Annotated in this window: 18 protein-coding genes; 3 read left to right on the top strand and 15 right to left on the bottom strand. The window is 71.2% G+C overall.

What is annotated here, in order from left to right:
• The coding region (locus tag JNL41_RS10295) for a glycosyltransferase (protein ID WP_293474607.1) at positions 1 to 340 on the top strand (340 nt) is incomplete at its 5' end.
• Here JNL41_RS10295 and JNL41_RS10290 read toward each other — a convergent pair.
• From JNL41_RS10290 to JNL41_RS10280, 3 genes are all read right to left on the bottom strand, one after another.
• Positions 337 to 1,572, bottom strand: a complete 1,236-nt coding sequence (locus JNL41_RS10290; RefSeq protein WP_293474605.1) for an acyl-CoA dehydrogenase family protein — start codon at positions 1,570 to 1,572, stop codon at positions 337 to 339. The two genes, JNL41_RS10295 and JNL41_RS10290, sit on opposite strands and share 4 nt — an antisense overlap.
• Entirely contained in the window at positions 1,572 to 2,684 is a 1,113-nt protein-coding gene (locus JNL41_RS10285) for an acyl-CoA dehydrogenase family protein (RefSeq protein ID WP_293474604.1), read from the bottom strand. The genes JNL41_RS10290 and JNL41_RS10285 overlap by 1 nt, the downstream gene beginning before the upstream one ends.
• A gap of 101 nt (positions 2,685 to 2,785) precedes the next feature.
• Positions 2,786 to 2,986: a hypothetical protein gene (locus JNL41_RS10280; protein ID WP_293474603.1), complete on the bottom strand. Its 201-nt coding sequence runs from the start codon at positions 2,984 to 2,986 to the stop codon at positions 2,786 to 2,788.
• Between the two features lie 166 nt (positions 2,987 to 3,152).
• On the opposite strand from JNL41_RS10280, the gene pepN reads away from it, so the two are divergent.
• Positions 3,153 to 5,768 (top strand): aminopeptidase N, encoded by a 2,616-nt coding sequence (pepN, locus tag JNL41_RS10275; RefSeq protein WP_293474601.1) that lies wholly within the window; start codon positions 3,153 to 3,155, stop codon positions 5,766 to 5,768.
• Positions 5,769 to 5,873: 105 nt separating this feature from the next.
• Positions 5,874 to 7,727, top strand: a complete 1,854-nt coding sequence (locus JNL41_RS10270; RefSeq protein WP_293474600.1) for an ATP-binding protein — start codon at positions 5,874 to 5,876, stop codon at positions 7,725 to 7,727.
• On the opposite strand, the gene JNL41_RS10265 is transcribed toward JNL41_RS10270, so the two are convergent.
• From JNL41_RS10265 to JNL41_RS10210, 12 genes are all read right to left on the bottom strand, one after another.
• Positions 7,674 to 8,171: a periplasmic heavy metal sensor gene (locus tag JNL41_RS10265; protein ID WP_293474599.1), complete on the bottom strand. Its 498-nt coding sequence runs from the start codon at positions 8,169 to 8,171 to the stop codon at positions 7,674 to 7,676. The genes JNL41_RS10270 and JNL41_RS10265 overlap by 54 nt on opposite strands.
• On the bottom strand, positions 8,171 to 8,587 hold the full coding sequence (locus tag JNL41_RS10260; RefSeq protein WP_293474598.1) for a hypothetical protein: 417 nt from the start codon (positions 8,585 to 8,587) through the stop codon (positions 8,171 to 8,173). The genes JNL41_RS10265 and JNL41_RS10260 overlap by 1 nt, the downstream gene beginning before the upstream one ends.
• 7 nt (positions 8,588 to 8,594) lie before the next feature.
• On the bottom strand, positions 8,595 to 9,182 hold the full coding sequence (locus tag JNL41_RS10255) for an RNA polymerase sigma factor (protein WP_293474611.1): 588 nt from the start codon (positions 9,180 to 9,182) through the stop codon (positions 8,595 to 8,597).
• The gene (locus tag JNL41_RS10250; RefSeq protein WP_293474597.1) at positions 9,179 to 9,634 is read right to left on the bottom strand and encodes an EF-hand domain-containing protein; all 456 of its coding nucleotides are present in this window, start codon (positions 9,632 to 9,634) and stop codon (positions 9,179 to 9,181) included. Before JNL41_RS10250 ends, JNL41_RS10255 begins: the two co-directional genes overlap by 4 nt.
• Before the next feature lie 65 nt (positions 9,635 to 9,699).
• On the bottom strand, positions 9,700 to 12,588 hold the full coding sequence (locus JNL41_RS10245) for a bifunctional [glutamine synthetase] adenylyltransferase/[glutamine synthetase]-adenylyl-L-tyrosine phosphorylase (RefSeq protein WP_293474596.1): 2,889 nt from the start codon (positions 12,586 to 12,588) through the stop codon (positions 9,700 to 9,702).
• Positions 12,589 to 12,769: 181 nt separating this feature from the next.
• Positions 12,770 to 14,170: a HAMP domain-containing sensor histidine kinase gene (locus tag JNL41_RS10240; RefSeq protein WP_293474609.1), complete on the bottom strand. Its 1,401-nt coding sequence runs from the start codon at positions 14,168 to 14,170 to the stop codon at positions 12,770 to 12,772.
• Between the two features lie 15 nt (positions 14,171 to 14,185).
• Positions 14,186 to 14,857, bottom strand: a complete 672-nt coding sequence (locus tag JNL41_RS10235; protein WP_293474595.1) for a response regulator transcription factor — start codon at positions 14,855 to 14,857, stop codon at positions 14,186 to 14,188.
• Positions 14,858 to 14,886: 29 nt separating this feature from the next.
• Positions 14,887 to 16,485: a Do family serine endopeptidase gene (locus JNL41_RS10230; protein WP_293474594.1), complete on the bottom strand. Its 1,599-nt coding sequence runs from the start codon at positions 16,483 to 16,485 to the stop codon at positions 14,887 to 14,889.
• A gap of 150 nt (positions 16,486 to 16,635) precedes the next feature.
• Positions 16,636 to 17,088, bottom strand: coding sequence for a cytochrome c-type biogenesis protein (locus tag JNL41_RS10225; RefSeq protein WP_293474593.1), 453 nt, complete (start codon positions 17,086 to 17,088; stop codon positions 16,636 to 16,638).
• The gene (locus JNL41_RS10220; RefSeq protein WP_293474592.1) at positions 17,085 to 19,052 is read right to left on the bottom strand and encodes a heme lyase CcmF/NrfE family subunit; all 1,968 of its coding nucleotides are present in this window, start codon (positions 19,050 to 19,052) and stop codon (positions 17,085 to 17,087) included. The genes JNL41_RS10225 and JNL41_RS10220 overlap by 4 nt, the downstream gene beginning before the upstream one ends.
• Positions 19,049 to 19,546, bottom strand: coding sequence for a cytochrome c maturation protein CcmE (gene ccmE / locus JNL41_RS10215; RefSeq protein WP_293474591.1), 498 nt, complete (start codon positions 19,544 to 19,546; stop codon positions 19,049 to 19,051). Before ccmE ends, JNL41_RS10220 begins: the two co-directional genes overlap by 4 nt.
• On the bottom strand, positions 19,543 to 20,234 hold a 692-nt coding region (locus JNL41_RS10210; RefSeq protein WP_293474590.1), incomplete at its 5' end, for a tetratricopeptide repeat protein. The genes JNL41_RS10210 and ccmE, both read right to left, overlap by 4 nt.

The raw sequence follows: 20,234 nt of genomic DNA, 5'->3' as shown, positions 1-20,234 counted from the left end.
GCTGGCGTCCTGCGACGCGGCGCTGCACGCCAACGAGAACGAGATCTTCGGCCTCTTCGTGCTGGAGGCCATGGCCGCCGGCCTGCCGGTGATCGGCTCGCACCGCGGCGGCGTGGGCGAACTCATCGACCACAGCGTGGGTCAGCCCGCCCAGAACGTGGAACCGTCAGGCCTCGCCGAGGCCCTCGACGCCCTCTTCGGCCGCGACGTCGCCGCCATCTCCCAGGCCGCCCGGCGCCGCGCCGAAACCCGCCACGGCTGGGACGCCACCTTCGAGGCGCTGGCCCGCCTCTACACCCAGCTCCGCGCCGACCGCGCGCCCCTGGCGCTGACGGCCTAGCGCCCGGTCGGGAGATCCTTGAAGGCCACGTCCTTGTCGACGCGGATGTCGCCGGGGAGACCCAGGACGCGCTCGGCGATGATGTTCTTCAGGATCTCGTCGGTGCCGCCCGCGATCCGCAGGCCCGGCGCGCTCATCAGCGAGGCGTGGAAGCCGCCCTTCAGCGGCGCCAGGGCCGGGTCGTTGATGATCCCGAACTGATCCAGCATTTCGACGGCGCTGTTGGCGAGGTCCTGCATCTGGGTGGCCGCCACGACCTTGCCGATCGAGCTCTCCGGCCCCGGCGTCTGGCCGCGGCTGAGCGCGGTCATGGTGCGGTTGCGGGTGTGCTTCAGCCCCTCGGCCTGCACGTACCAGTCGGCGATCTTCTCGCGCAGCGCCTGGTCCTTCAGCGCCGGCCCGCCATCGAGGCCCGTCAGCCCGCGCGCGGCCTCCATGAACTCGGCCCAGCCGGCGCCGGACGACCCGCCCACCGCCAGCCGCTCGTTCATCAGCGTGACGAGGCTCACCTTCCAGCCGTCGCCCACCGCCCCCAGCCGCTGGCTGTCCGGCACCCGCACGTTGGTGAAGAACACCTCGTTGAAGCCCGACCCGCCCGACATCTGGTGGATCGGCCGCACCTCGATCCCCGGATCGCTCATGTCGACCCAGAACATCGTCATGCCCTTGTGCTTGGGCACATCCGGGTCGGTCCGCACCACGACGATCCCGAAGCTCGAGAACTGAGCTCCCGTCGTCCACACCTTCTGGCCGGAGATGATCCAGTCGCCGGAGCCGTCGTCGGCCTTCACGGCCTTGGTCCGCGCCGCCGCCACGTCCGAGCCGCCCGAAGGCTCGGAGAAGAGCTGGCACCAGATCTCCTCGCCGCGCAACGCCGGCCCCACGAACCGCGTCTTGGTCTCGGCGTCGGCGAACGCCATCACCGTCGGCACGCACATGCCGAGCCCGATCGCGAACGGGTTCGGCGGCACCGGGTGCCTGGCCTCCTCGGCGGAGAAGATCACCTGCTGGATCGGCGTGCCGCCCGGCCCGCCCCATTCCTTCGGCCAGGTGATCTGGGCGTAGCCGGCCGCGGCCTTCTTCGCCTGCCAGGCCTTCGAGGCGGCCATGGTGTCCTTGGTCCCGCCTTCCAGGTCGTCGCCGCCGACGGCCTTCTTCGGCGCGTTGGCCTCCAGCCACTTGCGGGCTTCGGCGCGATAGGCGGCTTCTTCGGGCGTGTCGTTGAAGTCCATTACGCGGCGTTCCTGCGTTCGAGGTGGCTGACCAGTCGTTCCTTCCAGACCCGGGCCGCGCCGGCGACCAGGGCGAGTTGCCGCGAGCGGCGGTAGTAGAGGTGGGCGTCCACCTCCCAGGTGAAGCCGATGCCGCCGTGGGTCTGGATGTTCTCCTTGGCCCCGAACCAGAAGGCCTCGCTGGCGGCGATACGCGCCGCGCTGGCGGCCACCGGAAGCTCGGGCGCGTTCGTGTTGAGCGCCCAGGCTCCGTAGTAGGCGTTGGAGCGGGCCAGTTCGTTCTTCACGTACATGTCGGCCAGCTTGTGCTTGATCGCCTGGTAGCTCGCGATCACGCGGCCGAAGGCGTAGCGCTCCAGCGCATAGGCCTTGGCCATCTCCAGGCACTTGTCGGCCCCGCCAGACTGCTCGAACGCCAGCAGCACGGCCGCACGGTCGGTCACCTGTTCCAGCAGCGACAGGCCCTCGCCCGCCGCGCCCAGCCGCTCGGCCGCCGCGCCGCTGAACGTCAGCTTGGCCGCATCGCGCGTCGGATCGAGGGTCGCCAGCGCCTCGCGCGTCACGCCGGCCGACAGGTTGACCAGGAACAGTCCCGGCTGCCCGTTCTCCTTCGCCAGCACCAGCGCGTGGGTGGCGATGTCGCCGTCCGTCACCGGCAGTTTGGTCCCTGAAAGCCTGCCGCCGCTCACGCTGGCCTGGATCGCCGAGGCGCTGAGCACGCCCGGCCCTTCCGACGTCGCCACGCAGCCGATCACCTCGCCGGCCGCGATCCTGGGCAGCAGCGCCGCCTTCTGCGCGTCGGAGCCGGCCAGCATCAGCGCCTCGGCCAGGAAGTAGACGGTCGACGCGAACGGGATGGGCGCCACCACACGGCCCAGTTCCTCGGCGATGGCGCAGAGTTCGATGTGGCCCAGGCCCAGCCCGCCGTGCTCTTCGGGAATCGCGGCGCCCAGCCAGCCCTGACCGGCCACGGCCTTCCAGAGCGCCTCGTCGTAGGCCTTGGCGTCGTCGTCCAGGATCTTCCGCACCCGGCTCGTCGGGCAGTTCGCCTCGAGAAACTTCCGCGCCTCGTTCTTCAGGAATTTCTGGTCGTCGGAGAAGTCGAAATTCATGGCTTGCGGGCCCTCGTTCCGCCGGTTGCCCCGGCGCGTCGCGTTTCCACCTGCCCGCAGCATTGCGCGCCCGACGCGACCATGGAAAGCGTGACCTGGCGTCATCCGCCTCCCGGCGAGAACGTGTGGGTGTCGGAGAAGCGCCCGACGATGCGGCCGGCCTCCCAGAGCTCGCCTGACTGGCCGCGCACGAGCAGGAGGCGGGCCTTCATCACCGCCTCGCCGTCGCTCGACGCCTGGAACGTCTCGCCCAGCCGAAGGCGGCCGCCGCTTGCGACGTGATAGATCCTGTAGGTCCCCAACGCCCCGAAACCCCGAACCTGTCGCCCCGGGCGGCACTCTGGGACCGACGTAGGCCCGCGTCTGTCGCCTACCGGACGGGATGGGGAGAAACCAGCCGGTCGCGCTGCGCCGCCCACCGCCGACACCGGCCTTGGCGCCGCCCAAGTCGCACGCCTAGATGGGGCCATGCGTACCGAGACCCCCCAGCCGATCCGGCTCTCCGAATACCGTCCGCCCGCGTTCCTGGTCGACGAGGTCGAACTCAGGTTCGACCTTCAGCCCAACACGACGCGGGTGAAGGCCCAGCTCAGCGTCCGACGGAACGGCGATCACCGGGATCCGCTGGTCTTCAACGGCGAGCGGCTGAAGCCGATCTCGGTGGCGGTGGACGGGCGCACGCTCGGCGACGGCGAGCACACCATCGACGACGAGTTCCTGACGATCCCCGATCTGCCCGACGCCTTCACGCTGGAGACTGAGGTCGAGATCGACCCCGAGAACAACAAGGCCCTCGAAGGCCTCTATATGTCGGGCGGTCGCTTCTGCACCCAGTGCGAGTCCGAGGGCTTCCGCAAGATCACGTTCTGGCCGGATCGGCCGGACGTGCTCTCGAAATACACCGTCCACATCGAGGCCGACCGCAAGTTCGACCGGCTACTGGCCAACGGAAACCTGGTGCAGCACGGCAGCTATCCGAACGGCCGCCATTTCGCGGTCTGGCGCGACCCGTTCCCCAAGCCCAGCTACCTCTTCGCCCTGGTGGCCGGCGAACTCGACGTGCTGGAAGACAAGCTCACCACCATGAGCGGCCGCACCGTCGACCTGAAGATCTACGTCGACCCCGGCATGGCGCCGCGCGCCACCTACGCCATGGACGCGCTGAAGCGCTCGATGAAGTGGGACGAGGAGGCCTACGGGCGCGAGTACGACCTCGACCTCTTCATGATCGTCGCCGTCCGCGACTTCAACTTCGGCGCCATGGAGAACAAGGGGCTGAACGTCTTCAACTCCTCGCTCCTGCTGGCCGACCCGGCGACCGCCACCGACGTCGACTACGAGCGCATCGAGGCGGTCGTGGCGCACGAGTACTTCCACAACTGGACCGGCAACCGCATCACCTGCCGCGACTGGTTCCAGCTCTGCCTGAAGGAAGGCCTGACGGTCTTCCGCGAGCAGGGCTTCTGCGCCGACATGCGCGGCGAGGCCGTCGCCCGCATCAAGGCCGTGAAGGCGCTTCGCATGCGCCAGTTCGCCGAGGACCAGGGCCCGCTGGCCCACCCGGTCCGCCCCGACGCCTACATGAAGATCGAGAACTTCTACACGGCGACGATCTACGAGAAGGGCTCCGAGGTCATCGGCATGCTCAAGACCCTGATCGGGGCCGAGGCGTTCCGGAAGGGCATGGACCTCTACTTCCACCGCTGGGACGGCCACGCCACCACCGTCGAGGAGTTCATCAGGTGCTTCGCCGAGACGTCGGGCCGAGACCTCTCCGGCTTCTTCGCCTGGTACGAACAGGCCGGCACGCCGCGCATCGCCGTCGAAGGCCGCTACGACGAGGGCGCGAAGTCTCTGGAGCTGAAGCTCACCCAGACCAACCCGCCCACCAGCGGACAGCCCGACAAGCGCCCGGTGCCGATCCCGGTCACCGTGGGCCTCATCGACCACGAGGGCCGCACCCTGGCCTTCGAGCGCGACGGGACCGCGCTGGACGAGACGGTGATCGTCCTCGACCGGCCCGAACTCACCGTCACCCTCACCGGCGTCGACAGCCTGCCGGTCGTCTCGGCGCTGCGCGGCTTCTCGGCGCCCGTGGTCATGAAGACCGACGCCGACCCCAAGGAGCGCTACGTCCAGCTCGCCGCCGACGCCGATCTCTTCAACCGCTGGGAGGCCGGCCAGGACCTCGCCGCCGACCTCATCCTCGCCCGCGCCGCCGGCAAGCCGAACGAGGTGGGCGAGGAACGCTATGCCGAGGCCGTCGGCCGCGCGCTAGTCGACCAGGCGTCGGACAACGCCTTCAAGGCCCTGCTGCTGAGCTTGCCCGCCGAGACCGACCTCGCGCTGCTGCGCCAGCCGGTCGACCCGGCGGCGATCCACGAGGCCCGCGATGCGCTGCGCCTGCGCCTGGCGCTGCACCTGAACGGCGAGCTGCGCCGGCTGCACACCGGCCTGCAGGACCTGGGCGAGTTCTCGCCCGACGCCGCCGGGGCCGGCCGCCGCGCGTTGCGCAACGCCTGCCTGGAGCTGATGGCCGCCAATCCGCGCAACGACATCGCCGACATCGCCGACGGCCACTACCGCGCCGCGGTGAACATGACCGACACAATCGGCGGCCTGAACGCGCTGATGCTGATCGGCGGCGCAGCCTATGAGGCGGCGCTGAGCGACTTCTACGAGCGCTGGAAGACCGAGCCGCTCGTCATCGACAAGTGGTTCGCGCTGCAGGCGCGCGATCCGAACGAGGAGGCGCTGGGCCGCATCCTGGCGCTGACCGCCCACCCGGCCTTCGACGAGAAGAACCCCAACCGCCTGCGGGCCCTGGTGTCCAGCTTCGCCAACTTCAATCCGGTCCGCTTCCACGACCCCAGCGGCGCGGGCTACCGGTTCCTGGCGGACCAGATCATCGCCGTCGACCGCTTCAACCCCATGACGGCGGCGCGCCTCGTCGATCCACTGGGCGGCTGGAAGCGGCTCGACCCCGAATTGGGCAAGCTGATGAAGGCCGAACTGGAGCGGATCGTCGCGGTCGAGGGACTCTCGAAGAATGTTTACGAATTGGCCACTCGCGCGCTCAACTGATGCGACAACCGCCCGTGGTGACCACCGTGGGCAAAGCAGCTTAGCCTTCCGCTCAGCCGGCACGTCGGGTCGCCGGCCGCGGGAGGACGTGAAGGAGCGGCGGCTTTGGCCGAACGCGGGGGGCAGGGTCTTGCGGGGGTGACGCCCGAGCGGCGTAGCCGTCCGCGCGCGCCCGAACGCCCCTACAACCTGCGCACCATCCAGGCCGCCGTCGTCGTCCTCGCCGCCGTGGGCGGGCTGGGCGTGACGCGGTTCCTCCAGGCGACGCCGGGACAGGCGGAGCTGCTGGCCTGGTTTCTCGCGCCCCTGCTCGCCGCCATCGGCCTGGCGGCCCTGCTGATCCGCGAGATGCGGCGTGTCGAGCGCGTCCGGCAGATGCGCAGCGACTCCGAGCAGCGCTTCCGCACCGCTGTCGAAGCCGCCCGCTGCGGCATCTGGGAGTGGGACCTGGCGGCCGACAAGATCTTCATGTCCGAGGTGACCGCCGCCCTCTTCGGCTGGCGCTCGGGCGAAGTGGAGGGGCAGCAGGTGCTGGACCGCGTGGCCCCGGGCCACCGCGACGACATGCGCGAGGCGCTGGCCACCGCCGCCATCTACGGCGACTTCGACGTCAGCTTCCGCGTGCCGCCGATCGCCGGCGCGCGGCCCGTATGGATCGACTTCCGCGGCCGTGGGTTCGGCGAGAGCCCCGAGGGCGGCTTCGCCCGCATCATCGGGGTGGCCCTCGACGTCACCGAGGAGCGGCTGGCCCAGGCCCGCGCGCAGTCCGCCGAGAGCCGCCTGCGCGACGCCATCGAAAGCACGTCGGAGGCCTTCGTCCTGTGGGACAGGAACGGCCGCCTGGTCATGTGCAACAAGAACTTCCGCAGCTACTTCCAGCTCGACCCCGAGATCCTGCGGGCCGGCGTCGGCCGCGAGCAGGTGGAGCGCGCCGCCCGGCTCGCCATCCGCCAGGAGTATCCCGCGCCGGGCGGCCGTCGCGGCGTGCGCGAAGCCGAACTCACCGACGGCCGCTGGGTGCAGATCTCGGAACGCCCGACCTCGGATGGCGGCCTGGTGGTCACCGCCGCCGATATCACCGTGCTGAAGACCCAGGAGGAGGCTCGCCGGATCAAGGAGGAGGAACTCCGCCGTGCGGTCACCAACCTCGAGCTCAGCCAGGAGCAACTCTCCGAACTCGCTCGCAAGTACGAGGCCGAGAAGATCCGCGCCGAGGCCGCCAACCAGGCCAAGAGCGACTTCCTGGCCAACATGAGCCACGAGCTGCGCACGCCGCTCAACGCCATCAACGGCTTCTCCGAGATCATGTCAGGCGAGCTGTTCGGGCCGCTGGGCGACGCTCGCTACCGCGACTACTCGAAGGACATCCTCAGTTCCGGCCAGCACCTGCTGGCGCTCATCAACGACATCCTCGACATGGCCAAGATCGAGGCCGGCAAACTGAACCTCCGGTTCGAGCCGATCTGCGTCGAGGAGATCGCCGAGGACGCCATCCGCCTGGTGCGCAACCGCGCCGAGTCCGCGGGACTGGCGCTGGCGCTCGACTTCGTGGACCTGCCCGACGTCGAGGCCGACCACCGCGCCGTGAAGCAGATCCTTCTGAACCTGCTCTCCAACGCCATCAAGTTCACCCCGCGCGGCGGCAAGATCACCGTGGCGGCCGAACTGCGCGACGACCCGCTGGGCCAGCGTGTGAAGATCAGCGTCCACGACACCGGCATCGGCATCTCGGCCCAGGACCTCGAGCGCCTCGCGCGCCCGTTCGAGCAGGTCGAGAGCCAGCACTCCAAGACCACTCAGGGCACGGGGCTCGGCCTCGCCCTCACCAAGTCCCTGGTCGAGATGCACGGCGGCCTGCTCGACCTCAAGAGCGCCCCCGGCCAGGGCACCACCGCCAGCTTCGCCCTACCGCTCCTCCAGAGCCGGCCGAACGCCATTCCGGGGGCGGCCGCCGCGTAGAGGGGGGCGGGCCAACGCTTCGCCGAAGCGGGCGCGTTCGGCCCGGGGGAGGTTCGCGGCGAACTCCACCAGCTTGCGGTCCATGGCGTTGCGGCTTTCGAACTCCAGGGCGCGCGCCCGCGCCAGGTCCTCGATCGCCCCGTCGTCGTCGAAGGACTCGGCGCCGAAGCTGTGCATGGTCTGGCGCGACAGCCGGCGGGCCTCGCGCATCTTCGGGCCGTAGGTCGCAGCGTACTGCGGCATCTGCCGGCGCCACAGCGCCTGCGTCTCCGGCGACAGCGTGGCGACGGCGGTGGCCACCGGGTTGCGCGGGCCGGGCGCGGCGGGCGGCTGAGGCTGTTCCCTCGCGGTCAGGTGCGCGCCCAGGAAGGCGCCGCCGACGAAGACGTTCAGGGCCAGCGACGCGAAGAGCGCCCCCGCGAGCCAGGTGGTGCGCGTCACCATCACGCGTCCTCGTCGTAGAGGCTGAAGTCGTCGGCGCTGACGGCCGTGACCAGCGCGTCGGTGTCCGAGGCGGCGCCCGCGGCCGGCGCGGAGACCTGCGCCCCCACCAGCACGCCCGCTGCGCAGGCCGCGGCCAGCCCCGCGCCCATCCCGACCGGGATCAGCCAGCCGACCCAGCGAGCAGCCCGCGGCTTCGGCGCCCCGGCCACGATCCGCTCGGCCAGCGCCCCGCTCGCACGCGGCGCCGCGAACACGTCCAGCGCGGCGTCCAGGTCACCGGCGCGGGCCAGTATCGCGCTGGCCCACGCCGGCTGTTCCGCCATCAATGTTGCCGCCGCCTCGCGTTCGGCGGCCGGCCAGCGGGCGACCTCGCCGCCCCAGGCCTCTGCGAGGGTCTCGAAACGATCCGGAGTCATGCCGTCCTCACGTCTCCTTCAGGTCAATCAGTGCGGTCCGCAGCGCGCGGCGGCCACGGCCCAGCAGGCTTTCCAGCGCCTCGACGCTGATGCCCATGACCGCCGCAGCCTCGATGTTGCCGAGCTCCTGGTAGTGGCAAAGCACCACCGCCTCGCGCTGCCGCTCGGGGAGCGCCTGGAGCGCGGCGGAGACGCGACGCCCGGTGTCCGCCGCCAGCAGGCCGCGATCCGGCCCCGGTCCCTCGTCCGGCCGCTCGGGCGGCTCGGCGTAGCTCAGCTCGCGCCGGCGGCGCAGGCGGTCGTAGCAGAGATTCAGCGCCACGCGGTGCAGCCAGGTGTCGAACCGGGCTGTGCCCGGCGTCCACCTGGGCGCCTGCTTCCAGATGCGCACGAAGGCTTCCTGCGCCACGTCCTCGGCCTCCGCGCCGTCGCCGAGGATGCGGCCGGCCAGCGAGAGCAGGCGAGGCAGCTTCCGGGCGACGAGCGAGCGCGCGGCCGCCGGGTCGCCCCGGGCCACACGCGACACGAGCTCCTCGTCCGGATCGCCCTTGTCCACCGCTCTCTGGCCTGACCTCGCCCGCGGCGGCGACGCTATTGCGAACCGGCGCCGCCACGCATGCCCTGCCGCATTGTGAGCAGCTCGCCCTTCGAGAGCCAGCCGTCGTTGTTGCTGTCGGCCGCCTTGAAGCGCCGCTCGGACATGGCGCCCATCTCGGCCTTGGTGAGCGCGCCGTCCTTGTTCGTGTCGAGCCGGGCGAGCATGCTCGCCCCGCCACCGCCACCGGGTCCCCCGCGCCCCGCGGCGTCGGCCGCCTTGCGCGCGGCGTCCATCTCGGCCTGGGTGATCCTGCCGTCCTTGTTCGTGTCCATCCGGGCGAACATGCGGTCCTGCCGTTTGGCCTGCGAAGCCTTGAATTCGGCCAGCGTGACCTTGCCGTCCTTGTCGGCGTCCGGATTCCGCGGTTCGCGCCCGCCCGGCGCGGGCTGAGCCTGCGCCGAGGTGGCCAGGAGAGCGGCGGCGGCCGCGGCGAGAAGAATGCGCGTCATGAGTCCTCGGGTAGCTGGGCGCCCCGCCCTGACCTCTTCCACGCCGTCGCCGGCGGTTTCCGTCGTCAGGCCTTCACCAGGGCTAGATAGCCGGCCCGCGCCGCCTTCTGCGCCTCCGCCAGCCGGCCTTGCAGGGCCTTGAAGGTCTTCACCCCTCCCGCCCGCGCCAGCAGCGCCTGGAACGCCTTCGGCTCCGAATCCGGCTCGGGATTGTCGCCCAGCGCGACCTTCAGGAGCTGCGTCAGGTCCTGCTGCAACCGCCACGCGTTACCGAGCGCAGCGAGCGCGCCCGGGTCCGCCAGTCCCGCCTCGCCGAACGCGGCGAGCGCCGTGGCCGTGTTCGGAGAGAGGGGCCCGCCGACGCCGGCGTGGACGAGCTGGAGGAATTGGGCGGCGAACTCGATGTCGACCATGCCGCCGGGACCCAGCTTGAGGTCCCAGGGGCCCTTCGGCGGGCGCTCCTGCTCCAGCAGCGTCCGCATCTCGCGCACGTCCCTCGCGGTCTTCCTCGCGTCCCTCGGCCGGCGCAGCGCCGCCTCGATCGCCGCCTGGCAGTCGGCCGCGAATGCGTCGGACGTCGCCCACGCCACCCGCGCCCGGGTCAGCGCCAGCAGCTCCCAGGTCTCGGCCTCGCCCTCGTAGTAGTGGTGGAAGGCCGGGAAGCTCACCGCCACCGGCCCCTTTGTGCCGGAGGGACGTAGCTGCATGTCCACCTCGTAGAGCTGGCCCTCCGCGGTCGGCGACGACAGCGCCGCGATCAGGCGCTGGGTAAACCGGCCGTAGAAGGTTGACGCATCCCAGCCCCTGGTCTCCGACATCGCCGTCGCGTCGTCGGCCCGGTAGAGCGTCATCAGGTCCAGGTCGGAGGTGGCGCTCATCTCGCGCGAGCCCGCCTTCCCGAGGGCCACGACCGCCACTTCGCCCGGGAACGCGCCGCCGATCCGCACCGCTTCCGCCAGCGCCGCGGGCGCCAGCACGCCCAGCGACACGTCGGCCAGGTCGGCGAACGCCCGGCCGGCCACCTCGGCCGTCGCCGCCCCGCTCATCACCTGCACGCCGACGCGGAACACCTGCTCGCGGTGGATGCGGCGCACGATGTCCATCGCGGCCTCGAAGCCGTCGGCGTGGGCGACGGCGCGCGCCATGTCTGCCCGCTCGGCCTCGATCTCGATCGGGGCGAAGAAGTCCGGATCCAGCATCGCGTCGATCGCCGCCGGGCGCCGCCCGAGCGTCGCCGCCAGCCGCGGCGCGAACGCCAGCACCTGCACCACCAGCTCGAACAGCTTCGGCTGCGCCAGGAACAGCGACTGCAGTTGCACGCCCGTCGAGAGCCCGCCGAAGAAGTCGCAGAAACGGTTGAACGCCGCCTCGGGCGCGCCCGTCGCATTCGCCGCGTCCAGCAGCCGCGGCGCGAGCCGCGTGAACAGCTCGCGACCCCGCTCGGTGCGCGTCGCCGCCACATGGCCGTGGTGCCACGCCCGGATGGTCTGCGAGACGCGCTCCGGACTGGAAAAGCCCATCCGTTTGAGCGTCGCCAGCGTCTCGGGGTCGTCGTCGACGCCGGTGAACACCAGGCTGCCGAACTTCGACGATAGCTGCTCCTCCTCGGCGAACAGTTCGCCGTAGCGGGCGTTCACCGCCTTCAGCGTGCGCGTGATCGTGGCGTCGAAGCTGCGCAGCGGTTCCGGCCCCGTCAGCGCCGCGACGCGCCTGCGCTCGGCGTCCGACTCCGGAAGCCGGTGCGTCTGCTCGTCCTCCAACATCTGGATGCGATGCTCGACCGCGCGGAGCAGGCGGTATGCGCCCGTCAGTTCGGCGGCCGCCGCCGCGGTGACGTGTCCTTCGGCGGCCAGCGCCTGCAACGCGTCCAGCGTGCGGTTGCTGCGCAGTTCGGGATGCCGCCCGCCCAGGATCAGTTGCTGTGTCTGGACGTAGAACTCGATCTCGCGGATGCCGCCCCGGCCGAGCTTCAGGTCGACGCCCTTGGCCGAAACGCGCTCGTCGACCTTGTGGGCGTGGATCTGGCGCTTGATCGAGTGGATGTCGGCGATGGCGGCGAAGTCGAGGTTCTTGCGCCAGATGTAGGGCTGCAGCTCGTTCAGGAACGTCTGCGCCGCCGCCATGTCGCCCGCGCAGGCCCGCCCCTTGATGAACGCCGCCCGTTCCCAGTTCTGGCCGACGGTCTCGTAGTATTCCAGCGCCGCCGGCACGGGCACGGCGGGCGGCGTCGAGGACGGATCGGGCCGTAGCCGCAGGTCCATCCGGAAGACATAGCCGTCCGCCGTCTTGGCCTGCATCAGCTCCGACAGCCGCTGCGTCACCCGCACGGCGAACGCCAGCACCTCCTGCCCCTCGGCCAGCACCTCCGCCAGCGGCCCGGGCTCGAAAAAGACCGAGACGTCGATGTCGCTCGAGTAGTTCAGCTCGAACGCGCCCTGCTTGCCCATGGCGATGCAGAACCAGCCCGGCACGGGCCCCTGCGCCCCCTCGCCCAGCCGCGTCAGCCGGCCTGCGTCCAGCTCGCCCCGCGCCACCGAGCTCAGCGCCGCGGCCACCGAAGCGTCGGCGAACCGGGTGAGCGCCCCGGTCACGTTGTCGAGGTCCCAGACGCCGCCGAGGTCGCAGAGCGCCGTCAGCAGGTGCAGCTCCTGCTTCAGCAGCCGCAGCGGCGCCTCGGCCTCGCGTGGCGGCAGCTCGGCCACGGCAGCCGTGCGCGCCAGGATGTCGGCTAGCCGCGCGTCCGGATCGTCCGCCAGCAGCGACGCCAGCCGCTCAGGATTGCGCCGCGCCAGGCTGGCCAGATAGGCCGAGGCCCCGAACACCGGCGCCAGCGCCGGCCACGCCGCCTCCAGGTCCGGCGTCCAGATCCGGTCGGCGACGATCTCCCGCGCCCGCTCCGCCGCCTTGGCGTCGACGACAGGGCCGCAGGGTCTGAGGTGAGCTGAGAGGGGCAATCAGCGCTCCATGAGTGAGGGGATGTCGCGCCGTCCATGCAGGACGCGGAGCACATCTACGTCGTGATCCCGCTCAACATAGAACACCGGGTAAGGAAAGCCCTGAGGACACGGGCCCGAGGGCCCGCACGGCTCAGAATTTCCGCGCATCGTGGCGAGCCCGGAGGCAACCGGTGGGCCGTTAAGCCCGGGGGAGTACGAAGGCCACACGCAGGCCGGGGCCCATCTCGCCGACCTTGCCCGGTCCCTCAGACAGCTCGAGCCGCCCGCCATGCGCCTCGGCGACGGCGGCCACAAGCGACAGCCCCAGCCCCGCGCCCGGCTCGTTGCGGCTGTTCTCCAGGCGCACGAACCGCTGGATCACCCGCTGCCGGTCCTCGTCCGGCACGCCGGCGCCGGTGTCGGTGACGGAGTACTCGACCTCGCCCGACGAGCGCCGCCGCACGCGCAGCATGATGGCCCCGCCCTCCGGGGTGTATTTCACGGCGTTGTCGAGGATGTTGGCCAGCGCCTGCGCCAGGAACTCCTTGTTCCCGCGCACCGTCAGCTCCCTGGTCAGTTCGGCCGAGAAGTCGATGCCCTTGTCCTCGCAGACCGGCTCGTAGAGTTCGCTCATGTCGGCGGCCAGTTCTGCGGGGTCGAAGAGCACCGGATTCGGCGCCTCGCCCGCCGCCTGCAGTCGCGCGATCGACAGCACCGCGCCGAACGTCTTCAGCACGCCGTCGGTGTCGGACACCGCCTGCGCCAGCGCCTCCTCAGGATCGCCCTTGCCGGCCTCCACGTCGATGTACGCCGCCTCCAGCCGCGCGCGCAGCCGGGTCAGCGGCGAGCGCAGGTCGTGGGCGATGGCGTCGCCGGCGTGCTTGTGGCCCTGCATCGAGCGTTCCAGGCGGTCCAGCATGTCGTTGACGCCCTGCGCCAGTTCGTCGAACTCGTCGCGGGCGCCGCGGACCCGGGCGCGCACGCCCTGCTCGCCGTTGCGCACCCGCTCCACCACCTCGATCAGACTCATCATGGTGCGCGAGACGTTGCGGCTCACGAGCACGCCGCCGGCCAGGCCCAGCAGCACCACGAGCAGCCCCGCCGCCTGCAACGCCCGGACGATCCGGTTCACGTAGGCCTCGTCCTCGCCGGCGTCGGCGCCCACGAACAGGATCTCGCCGCCCGACAGCCGCTCCTGCAACCCGCGCGCCGGGTGCTTCAGCTCGCGTCCCTCGGCGTCGACGTCGGTGACCTGGAACGTCGCCTTGGCCGGCGCGCCGGTGAAGTTCTCCACCGGACTCTCCTCGATCGAGCCCGAGATGCGCCGGCCGTCCTTGGTCAGCAGCAGGTAGAGGAACGGCTTCTCGCTCGCCGCCCGCTCGATCAGCGACTGGTTCACCGCGTTCAGCCCGGCGCGGTTGTAGACGTCGACCAGGCTGCGCATTTCGCGCTGGATCTCGCGGTCGGTGCGCCGGGTCGTTTCGCCCGCCGTCGCCACGTAGATGTAGGCCAGGAACGCCGAGGCCGCGCTCGCGAACAGCGCGAGGAACAGCAGCGTCAGCCGGAAAGGGGTGGTCCGGAAGATGCGTGGCAGCTTCACCGCCATGGGCGGCGCTTACGCGTCGAGCCGGTAGCCCGCGCCGCGCACGGTCTGCAGCATCGGCCGGTCGAAGCCCTTGTCGATCTTCGAACGCAGACGGCTGATATGCACGTCGATCACGTTGGTCTGCGGGTCGAAGTGATAGTGCCAGACCTTCTCGAGCAGCATCGTGCGCGTCACCGACTGTCCGGCGTGGCGCATCATGAATTCCAGAAGCTGGAACTCGCGCGGCTGGAGGTCGATCTCCTTGCCCTGGCGGTGGACCGTGCGCGCGATCAGGTCCATCTCCAGTTCGCCCACCTTGAGCAGGGTCTGCACCGAACCGGTGTCGCGCCGCCGGTTGAGCGCCTCGATCCGGGCGATCAGCTCGGGGAAGGCGTAGGGCTTCACGAGGTAGTCGTCGCCTCCCGCCTGGAGGCCGTCGACGCGGTCGCTCACTTCGCCCAGCGCCGACAGGAACAGGACGGGCGTCCTGTCGCCCTCGCGGCGCAGGCTCTCGACGAGTTGCACGCCGTTCATCTTCGGCATCATGCGGTCGACGACCATGACATCGAACTCGGCGTCGCGCGCCGCGGCCAGGCCTTCTTCGCCGTCGGCGGCGCGGACGCAGTCGTGGCCGGCCTCGGTCAGGCCGCGCGCCATGGCTTCAGCCGCCTCCAGGTCGTCCTCGACGATCAGTATCCGCATGTGATTCCCGCCCAGCAAGAGCGGGGAATCTACCCCGAAACCTTGATCGGCAGGAAGGCGGTGCGGCCGGCGCGGTAGACGCCCACGACGACGCTGCTGCGGCCGGCCTTCCTGGCGGCGTCGACCACGGCGGCGAAATCGGTGGCGCCCGCGATCGGGCGGCCGTTGGCCAGCGTGATCACGTCGCCGCGGCGCAGGCCCTTGGCGCCCGCATCCGACGCCTGATCGACACTGTCGACCAGGGCGCCGCGAACCTCGGCGGGCAGGTTCAGCCGGTTGCGTGCGCCGTCGTCCAGCGGGCTCAGCGACATGCCCAGCACCGGGGCCCGCGGCGCAGCCGCCCCGCCGGGAGCGCCGCCGCCACTGCCGCCGCGACCGCTGTTGTCGTTGGCCGCCAGTTCACGCTCGGATGGGCGCGTGCCCGACCGGATGTCCACCGTGCGCCGCTTGCCGTCGCGGATCACGTCGAGGTGCAGCATCTCGCCGGCCCGCACGCGCGCGACCTGGCGGGTGAGATCCGAACTGGACTTCACGATAACGCCGTTGACCGCCACCACCACGTCGCCCACCTGCATTCCGGCGCGCTGCGAGGGGCCGCCGGGGGACAGGTCCGAAACGATCGCGCCCTTCTGGTCGCCCAGGCCCTGGGCTTCGGCCATCTCGGCGGTGAAGTTCTGGATCGTGGCGCCGATGTAGCCGCGCTCGATCTTGCCGCCGCTGATGAGCTGCTTGGTCACCGCCTCGGCCACTTCCGAGGGGATCGCGAAGCCGATACCGACCGAGCCGCCCGACGGCGAGAAGATCGCCGTATTCACGCCGATCACCCGGCCGTAGACGTCGAACGTCGGGCCGCCCGAGTTGCCCCGGTTGATGGGGGCGTCGATCTGGATGTAGTCGACGAAGGTCTCGCCGATGTCGCGGCCGTAGGCCGAGACGATGCCGGCCGTGGCAGTGCCGCCCAGGCCGAACGGGTTGCCGACCGTGATCACCCAGTCGCCCACACGCGGCTTGCCGGCGTTCTCGAAGTTCACATAGGGGAACGGCCCGCGGCGGTTCTTCACGCGGATCACCGCCAGGTCGGTCGCCTCGTCGCGGCCCACCACCTCGGCGTCCAGCTCGGTCTCGTCCTTGAGCACGACCTTGATGGTCTCGGCGTTCTCGACGACGTGGTTGTTGGTGACGATGTAGCCGTCGGCCGAGATGAAGAAGCCAGAGCCGGACGACTGCTGGGTCGGCAGGCGCGGCTGGCCCCGATCGGTGCGGCCGCCCTGGTCGCCGGCGCCGGGACCATCGTCGTCGTCCTGGCCGCCCCCGGGACCCCCTTGGGGCCCGCGCGGGATTATGCCGAACGGGAGGCCGGGGATGCGGCTCAGCGCGCCGGCCTCGACGCGGCTGGTCACGTTGATCGACACCACGGCCGGCGACACGCGGTCGAAGATGTCGGCGAACGACATCGGCGCGCCCGGAGGCGGCGCGAAGATCGGAGCGGTCGAGGCCTTGATCAGGCCGCCCGGGGCCATTTCGGCATGGGCGGACGGCAATCGCATGCCCGCGCCCGCCACGGCGGCAGCCATCACACCCGCGCCGGCCACGGCGCCCAGCAGGTAACCCGTCTTCTTGGAAGTCATCAGTCTTCGTTTCCCTGCGCGCACCCCTGTCTCCGGGGTCGAACCGCGCCCAAACAACCTAGGTCGGATGCACCGAAGTGCAACGCCCCCGCAAGTTACTTTCAATCCACCCTAGGAACCGCTTCACGACCATTTCGGGGCGGGAAGGTGTCAGGGTGTTTCGTCCTTGGAAATCGAGCTGAGCCGCTCGAGTTCCACATCTGTCAATTCGGCCTCGGGCGTCCGGTTGCGCAGCCTCGCGAAAAGCAGCGCCGCGCCGAGGATCAACACGAGAAACGGACCGCCCCAGAGGGCCAGGTTGCCGGCCGACCACGAGGGCGTCAGCAACACGAATTCCCCGTAGCGGTCGGTGAGGAAGCGCTTGATCTCGGCGTCCGAACGGCCCGCCTTGACCTGCTCGCGCACGATCTGGCGCAGGTCGTGGGCGAGTTCCGCCTCGCTGTCGTCGATCGACTCGTTCTGGCAGACGAGGCAGCGCACGTCGCGGAAGATGGCGCGCGCCTGCGCCTCCTGTCCGGGGTCGGGCAACCGCTCGGCGGGGTCCGACGCCGCGGCGAGGCAGAAGACCCCGGCCAGGGCCGCGAGAGCGGCGCGCAGCCTCATGTCGCCGGCGCCTTTCGCCGCCGCCCGACGCCCAGCCGAAGGCGACGGTCCGACAGCGAAACCAGTCCGCCCAGCCCCATGACGACCGGCCCGATGAAGATCAGGCTGGCCCAGGGGTTCCAGTAGGCGCGGACGAGGTACGTGCCGCCGTCGCGATGCTCGCCCAGCACGATGTAGAGGTGGCTGAGGCCGCGGTAGCAGATGCCGACCTCCGAGGTCGTCTGGCCGCCCACCAGGTAGAGCCGACGCTCGGGCCGGACCTCGCACACCGGGGCGCCGGCGCGCGTGACGACCACGGTCCCGCGGTCGGCGTCGTAGTTGGGGCCGTTCACGCCCCGGACGTCGGCCAGGCGCACATGGTAGCCGCCCACGTCCAGCGCGCCGCCCACCGGCAGGGCCTCGGCCGCCTCGACCTTCCACGACACCTCGAACACCGCGCCCAGCACGAACACGCCCAGGCCCAGGTGCGCCAGCGTCATGCCCCACGCCCCCCGCGGCAGGCCGGTGAGGCGCCGCCACGTCTCGGCCCCGGGGACGCGGAACGCCCGCGTGCGTTCGGCGATCTCGGCCAGCGCGCCGGCGATCAGCCAGCCCCCCAGCCCCACGCCCAGCGCGCCCCAGGTGCTGCGCGGCGCGACCAGCAGGCCCACCACCAGCGCAGCCACGACCGCCACGGCCGCCGCGACCTGCAGCCGCTTCGCCGCGCCGCCCGCGTCGCCGCGCTTCCAGGCCAGCAGCGGCCCGATCGGCAGCAGGACCAGCAACACCGCCATGAGCGGCGTGAAGGTGAGATTGAAGTAGGGCGGCCCCACGGAGATCGCCTCGCCCGACATCGCCTCGCGGATCAGCGGATAGAGCGTGCCCAGCAGCACCGTCGCCGTCGCCGCCGCCAGCAGGATGTTGTTCAGGACCAGCGCGCTCTCGCGACTGACGGGCGCGAACATCCCGCCCCGGCCGAGCGTCGGCGCCCGCCACGCGAAGAGCCCGAACGCCGAGCCCGACGTCACCCCCAGGATGATGAGCAGCAACACGCCACGCGTCGGATCTACCGCGAACGCATGCACGCTCGTCAGCACGCCCGACCGCACGAGGAAGGCGCCCAGCATCGAGAAGGTGAACGCCGCCAGCGCCAGGAAGACGGTCCAGCCGGCGAGCGCGCCGCGTTTCTCGGTGACGATGGCCGAGTGCAGCAGCGCGGTGGCGATCAGCCACGGCATGAAGCTGGCGTTCTCCACCGGGTCCCAGAACCACCAGCCGCCCCAGCCCAGCTCGTAGTAGGCCCAGAACGACCCCAGCGTGATGCCCACCGTCAGCAGGCTCCACGCCGCCAGCGCCCAGGGCCGCACCCAGCGCGACCAGGCCGCATCCACCCGTCCCTCGATCAGCGCCGCGACCGCCAGCGAGAACACGACAGACATGCCGACATAGCCTGCGTAGAGGAACGGCGGATGCACCGCGAGCGCCGGGTCCTGGAGGAGCGGGTTCAGCGAGCGTCCCTCGACCGGAGGCTGCAACACGCGCGCGAGCGGGTTCGAGGCGAAGACGGTGTAGGCCAGGAACACCGTCCCCAGCACCCCCTGCACGCCCACCGTCAGCGCGCGCAGGCCCCGCGGCAGCGTCCGGCCCAGCCCCGCGACCGACGCACCGAACCCGGTCAGCGCCAGGCACCAGAGCAGCATCGAGCCCTCGTGGCTGCCCCACGTCCCGGCCACGCGATAGAGCAGCGGCTTCTCCGAGTGCGAGTTCATCGCCACGTTCGCCACCGAGAAGTCCGAGGCGACGAAGGCGTGCATGAGGGCCGCGAAGGCCCCGGCCACCCCCAGGAACGCCGCGATCGCCGCGCCCTCGCCCGCTCCGGCCAGCGCGCTCGAGCGGCGCATGCGCGCCGCGAACGACAGCCCCGCCTGGGCGATGGACAGCGCCAGCGCCAGGATCAGCGCGAAGGCGCCGATCTCCGCGATCATCGGCCGGGGCCCGCGCCCGCGCCGGTGGCCGCCGAGGTCGTCCCGGCCCCGCGGTACTCGCCCTTTTCCTTCAGTTCGTCGGCCAGCGCCTTGGGCATGTAGGTCTCGTCGTGCTTGGCCAGCACGCGCTTGGCCTCGAAGACGCCGTCCTTGCGGTACGAGCCCTCGGCGACGATCCCCTGTCCTTCGCGGAACAGGTCCGGAAGGTCGCCCTGGTAGACGACGCGGTCCGAGGCCGTCTGGTCGGCGACGGTGAACTCCACGCGCCCGTCGGGATGCTTGAGCACCGACCCCGCGGTCACGAGGCCGCCGAGCTGGATCGAGCGTCCCGGCGGCGGGTTCGCGGCCTCGGCCTGCGACGGCGTGTAGAACAGCGAGATCGAGTCGCGCATGCCCCACAGCGACAGGCCGACGGCGGCGACCACCACGGGGGCGATGATCGACAGGAGCAGGAGGCGGGTCCGCGCCTTGCGGGATTTCGGCAGGAAGCTCATCGCATCGTCTCCGCGCGGGCGGCCTCGTCCAGTTGTTGCAGCATGGCGGGCTGTCCCGCGTATCGCGCGCGCGCCTTCGAGTAGGCCGCATCGCGTCTGGCAGTATCGCCCAGGACCGCATAGGCGCGAACGAGCCGCACCCAGCCCTCGGGATTGTTCGGGTCCGCCTCGATCTTGGCCGCCAGCCCGGCCACCATGCCCTGGATCATCGCGAGCTGCTGCGGATCGGCGGTCGGCGCGGCCGGGCGGCCCTGGACGTTGGCCAGCTCCCGCTCCACGACCGCGCGGCGCGGATCGCCCGGGGGCATCCCGGCCAGCAGGTCCTGCAGGTCGCCGGCCGCCTCGACCGCCTTGCCCGCCTCGGCCTTGCCGCGCGCCAGGTAGAACCGGGCGCCCGCATCGCCGGGGCTGAGCGCCAGCACCCGGCCGAAGGCGAGCCTGGCGCCGTCGCCGATCTTGCCGCCGCCGGCCACCACCTCGGCCTCGCCGAGCTGACGCCAGATGTCGACGTTGCCCGGCGCGAGCTGGGCGGCGCGCCTGAGCGCCCGGATCGCGGCGATCGGATTGTCGGACGCGCTTTCCACCATGCCCAGCAGCCGCAGGCCCTCGGCATCGTTCGGCCGTTCGGACGTCACCTTGCGCATCACGGCCGCGAGTTCGACCGGGCTCAGGTCGTCCAGGTTGGCGC

Origin of the sequence: Phenylobacterium sp., assembly GCF_016793285.1 — a bacterium.
Lineage (GTDB): Bacteria > Pseudomonadota > Alphaproteobacteria > Caulobacterales > Caulobacteraceae > Phenylobacterium.
This window is presented reverse-complemented; position numbering and strand designations above follow the sequence as displayed.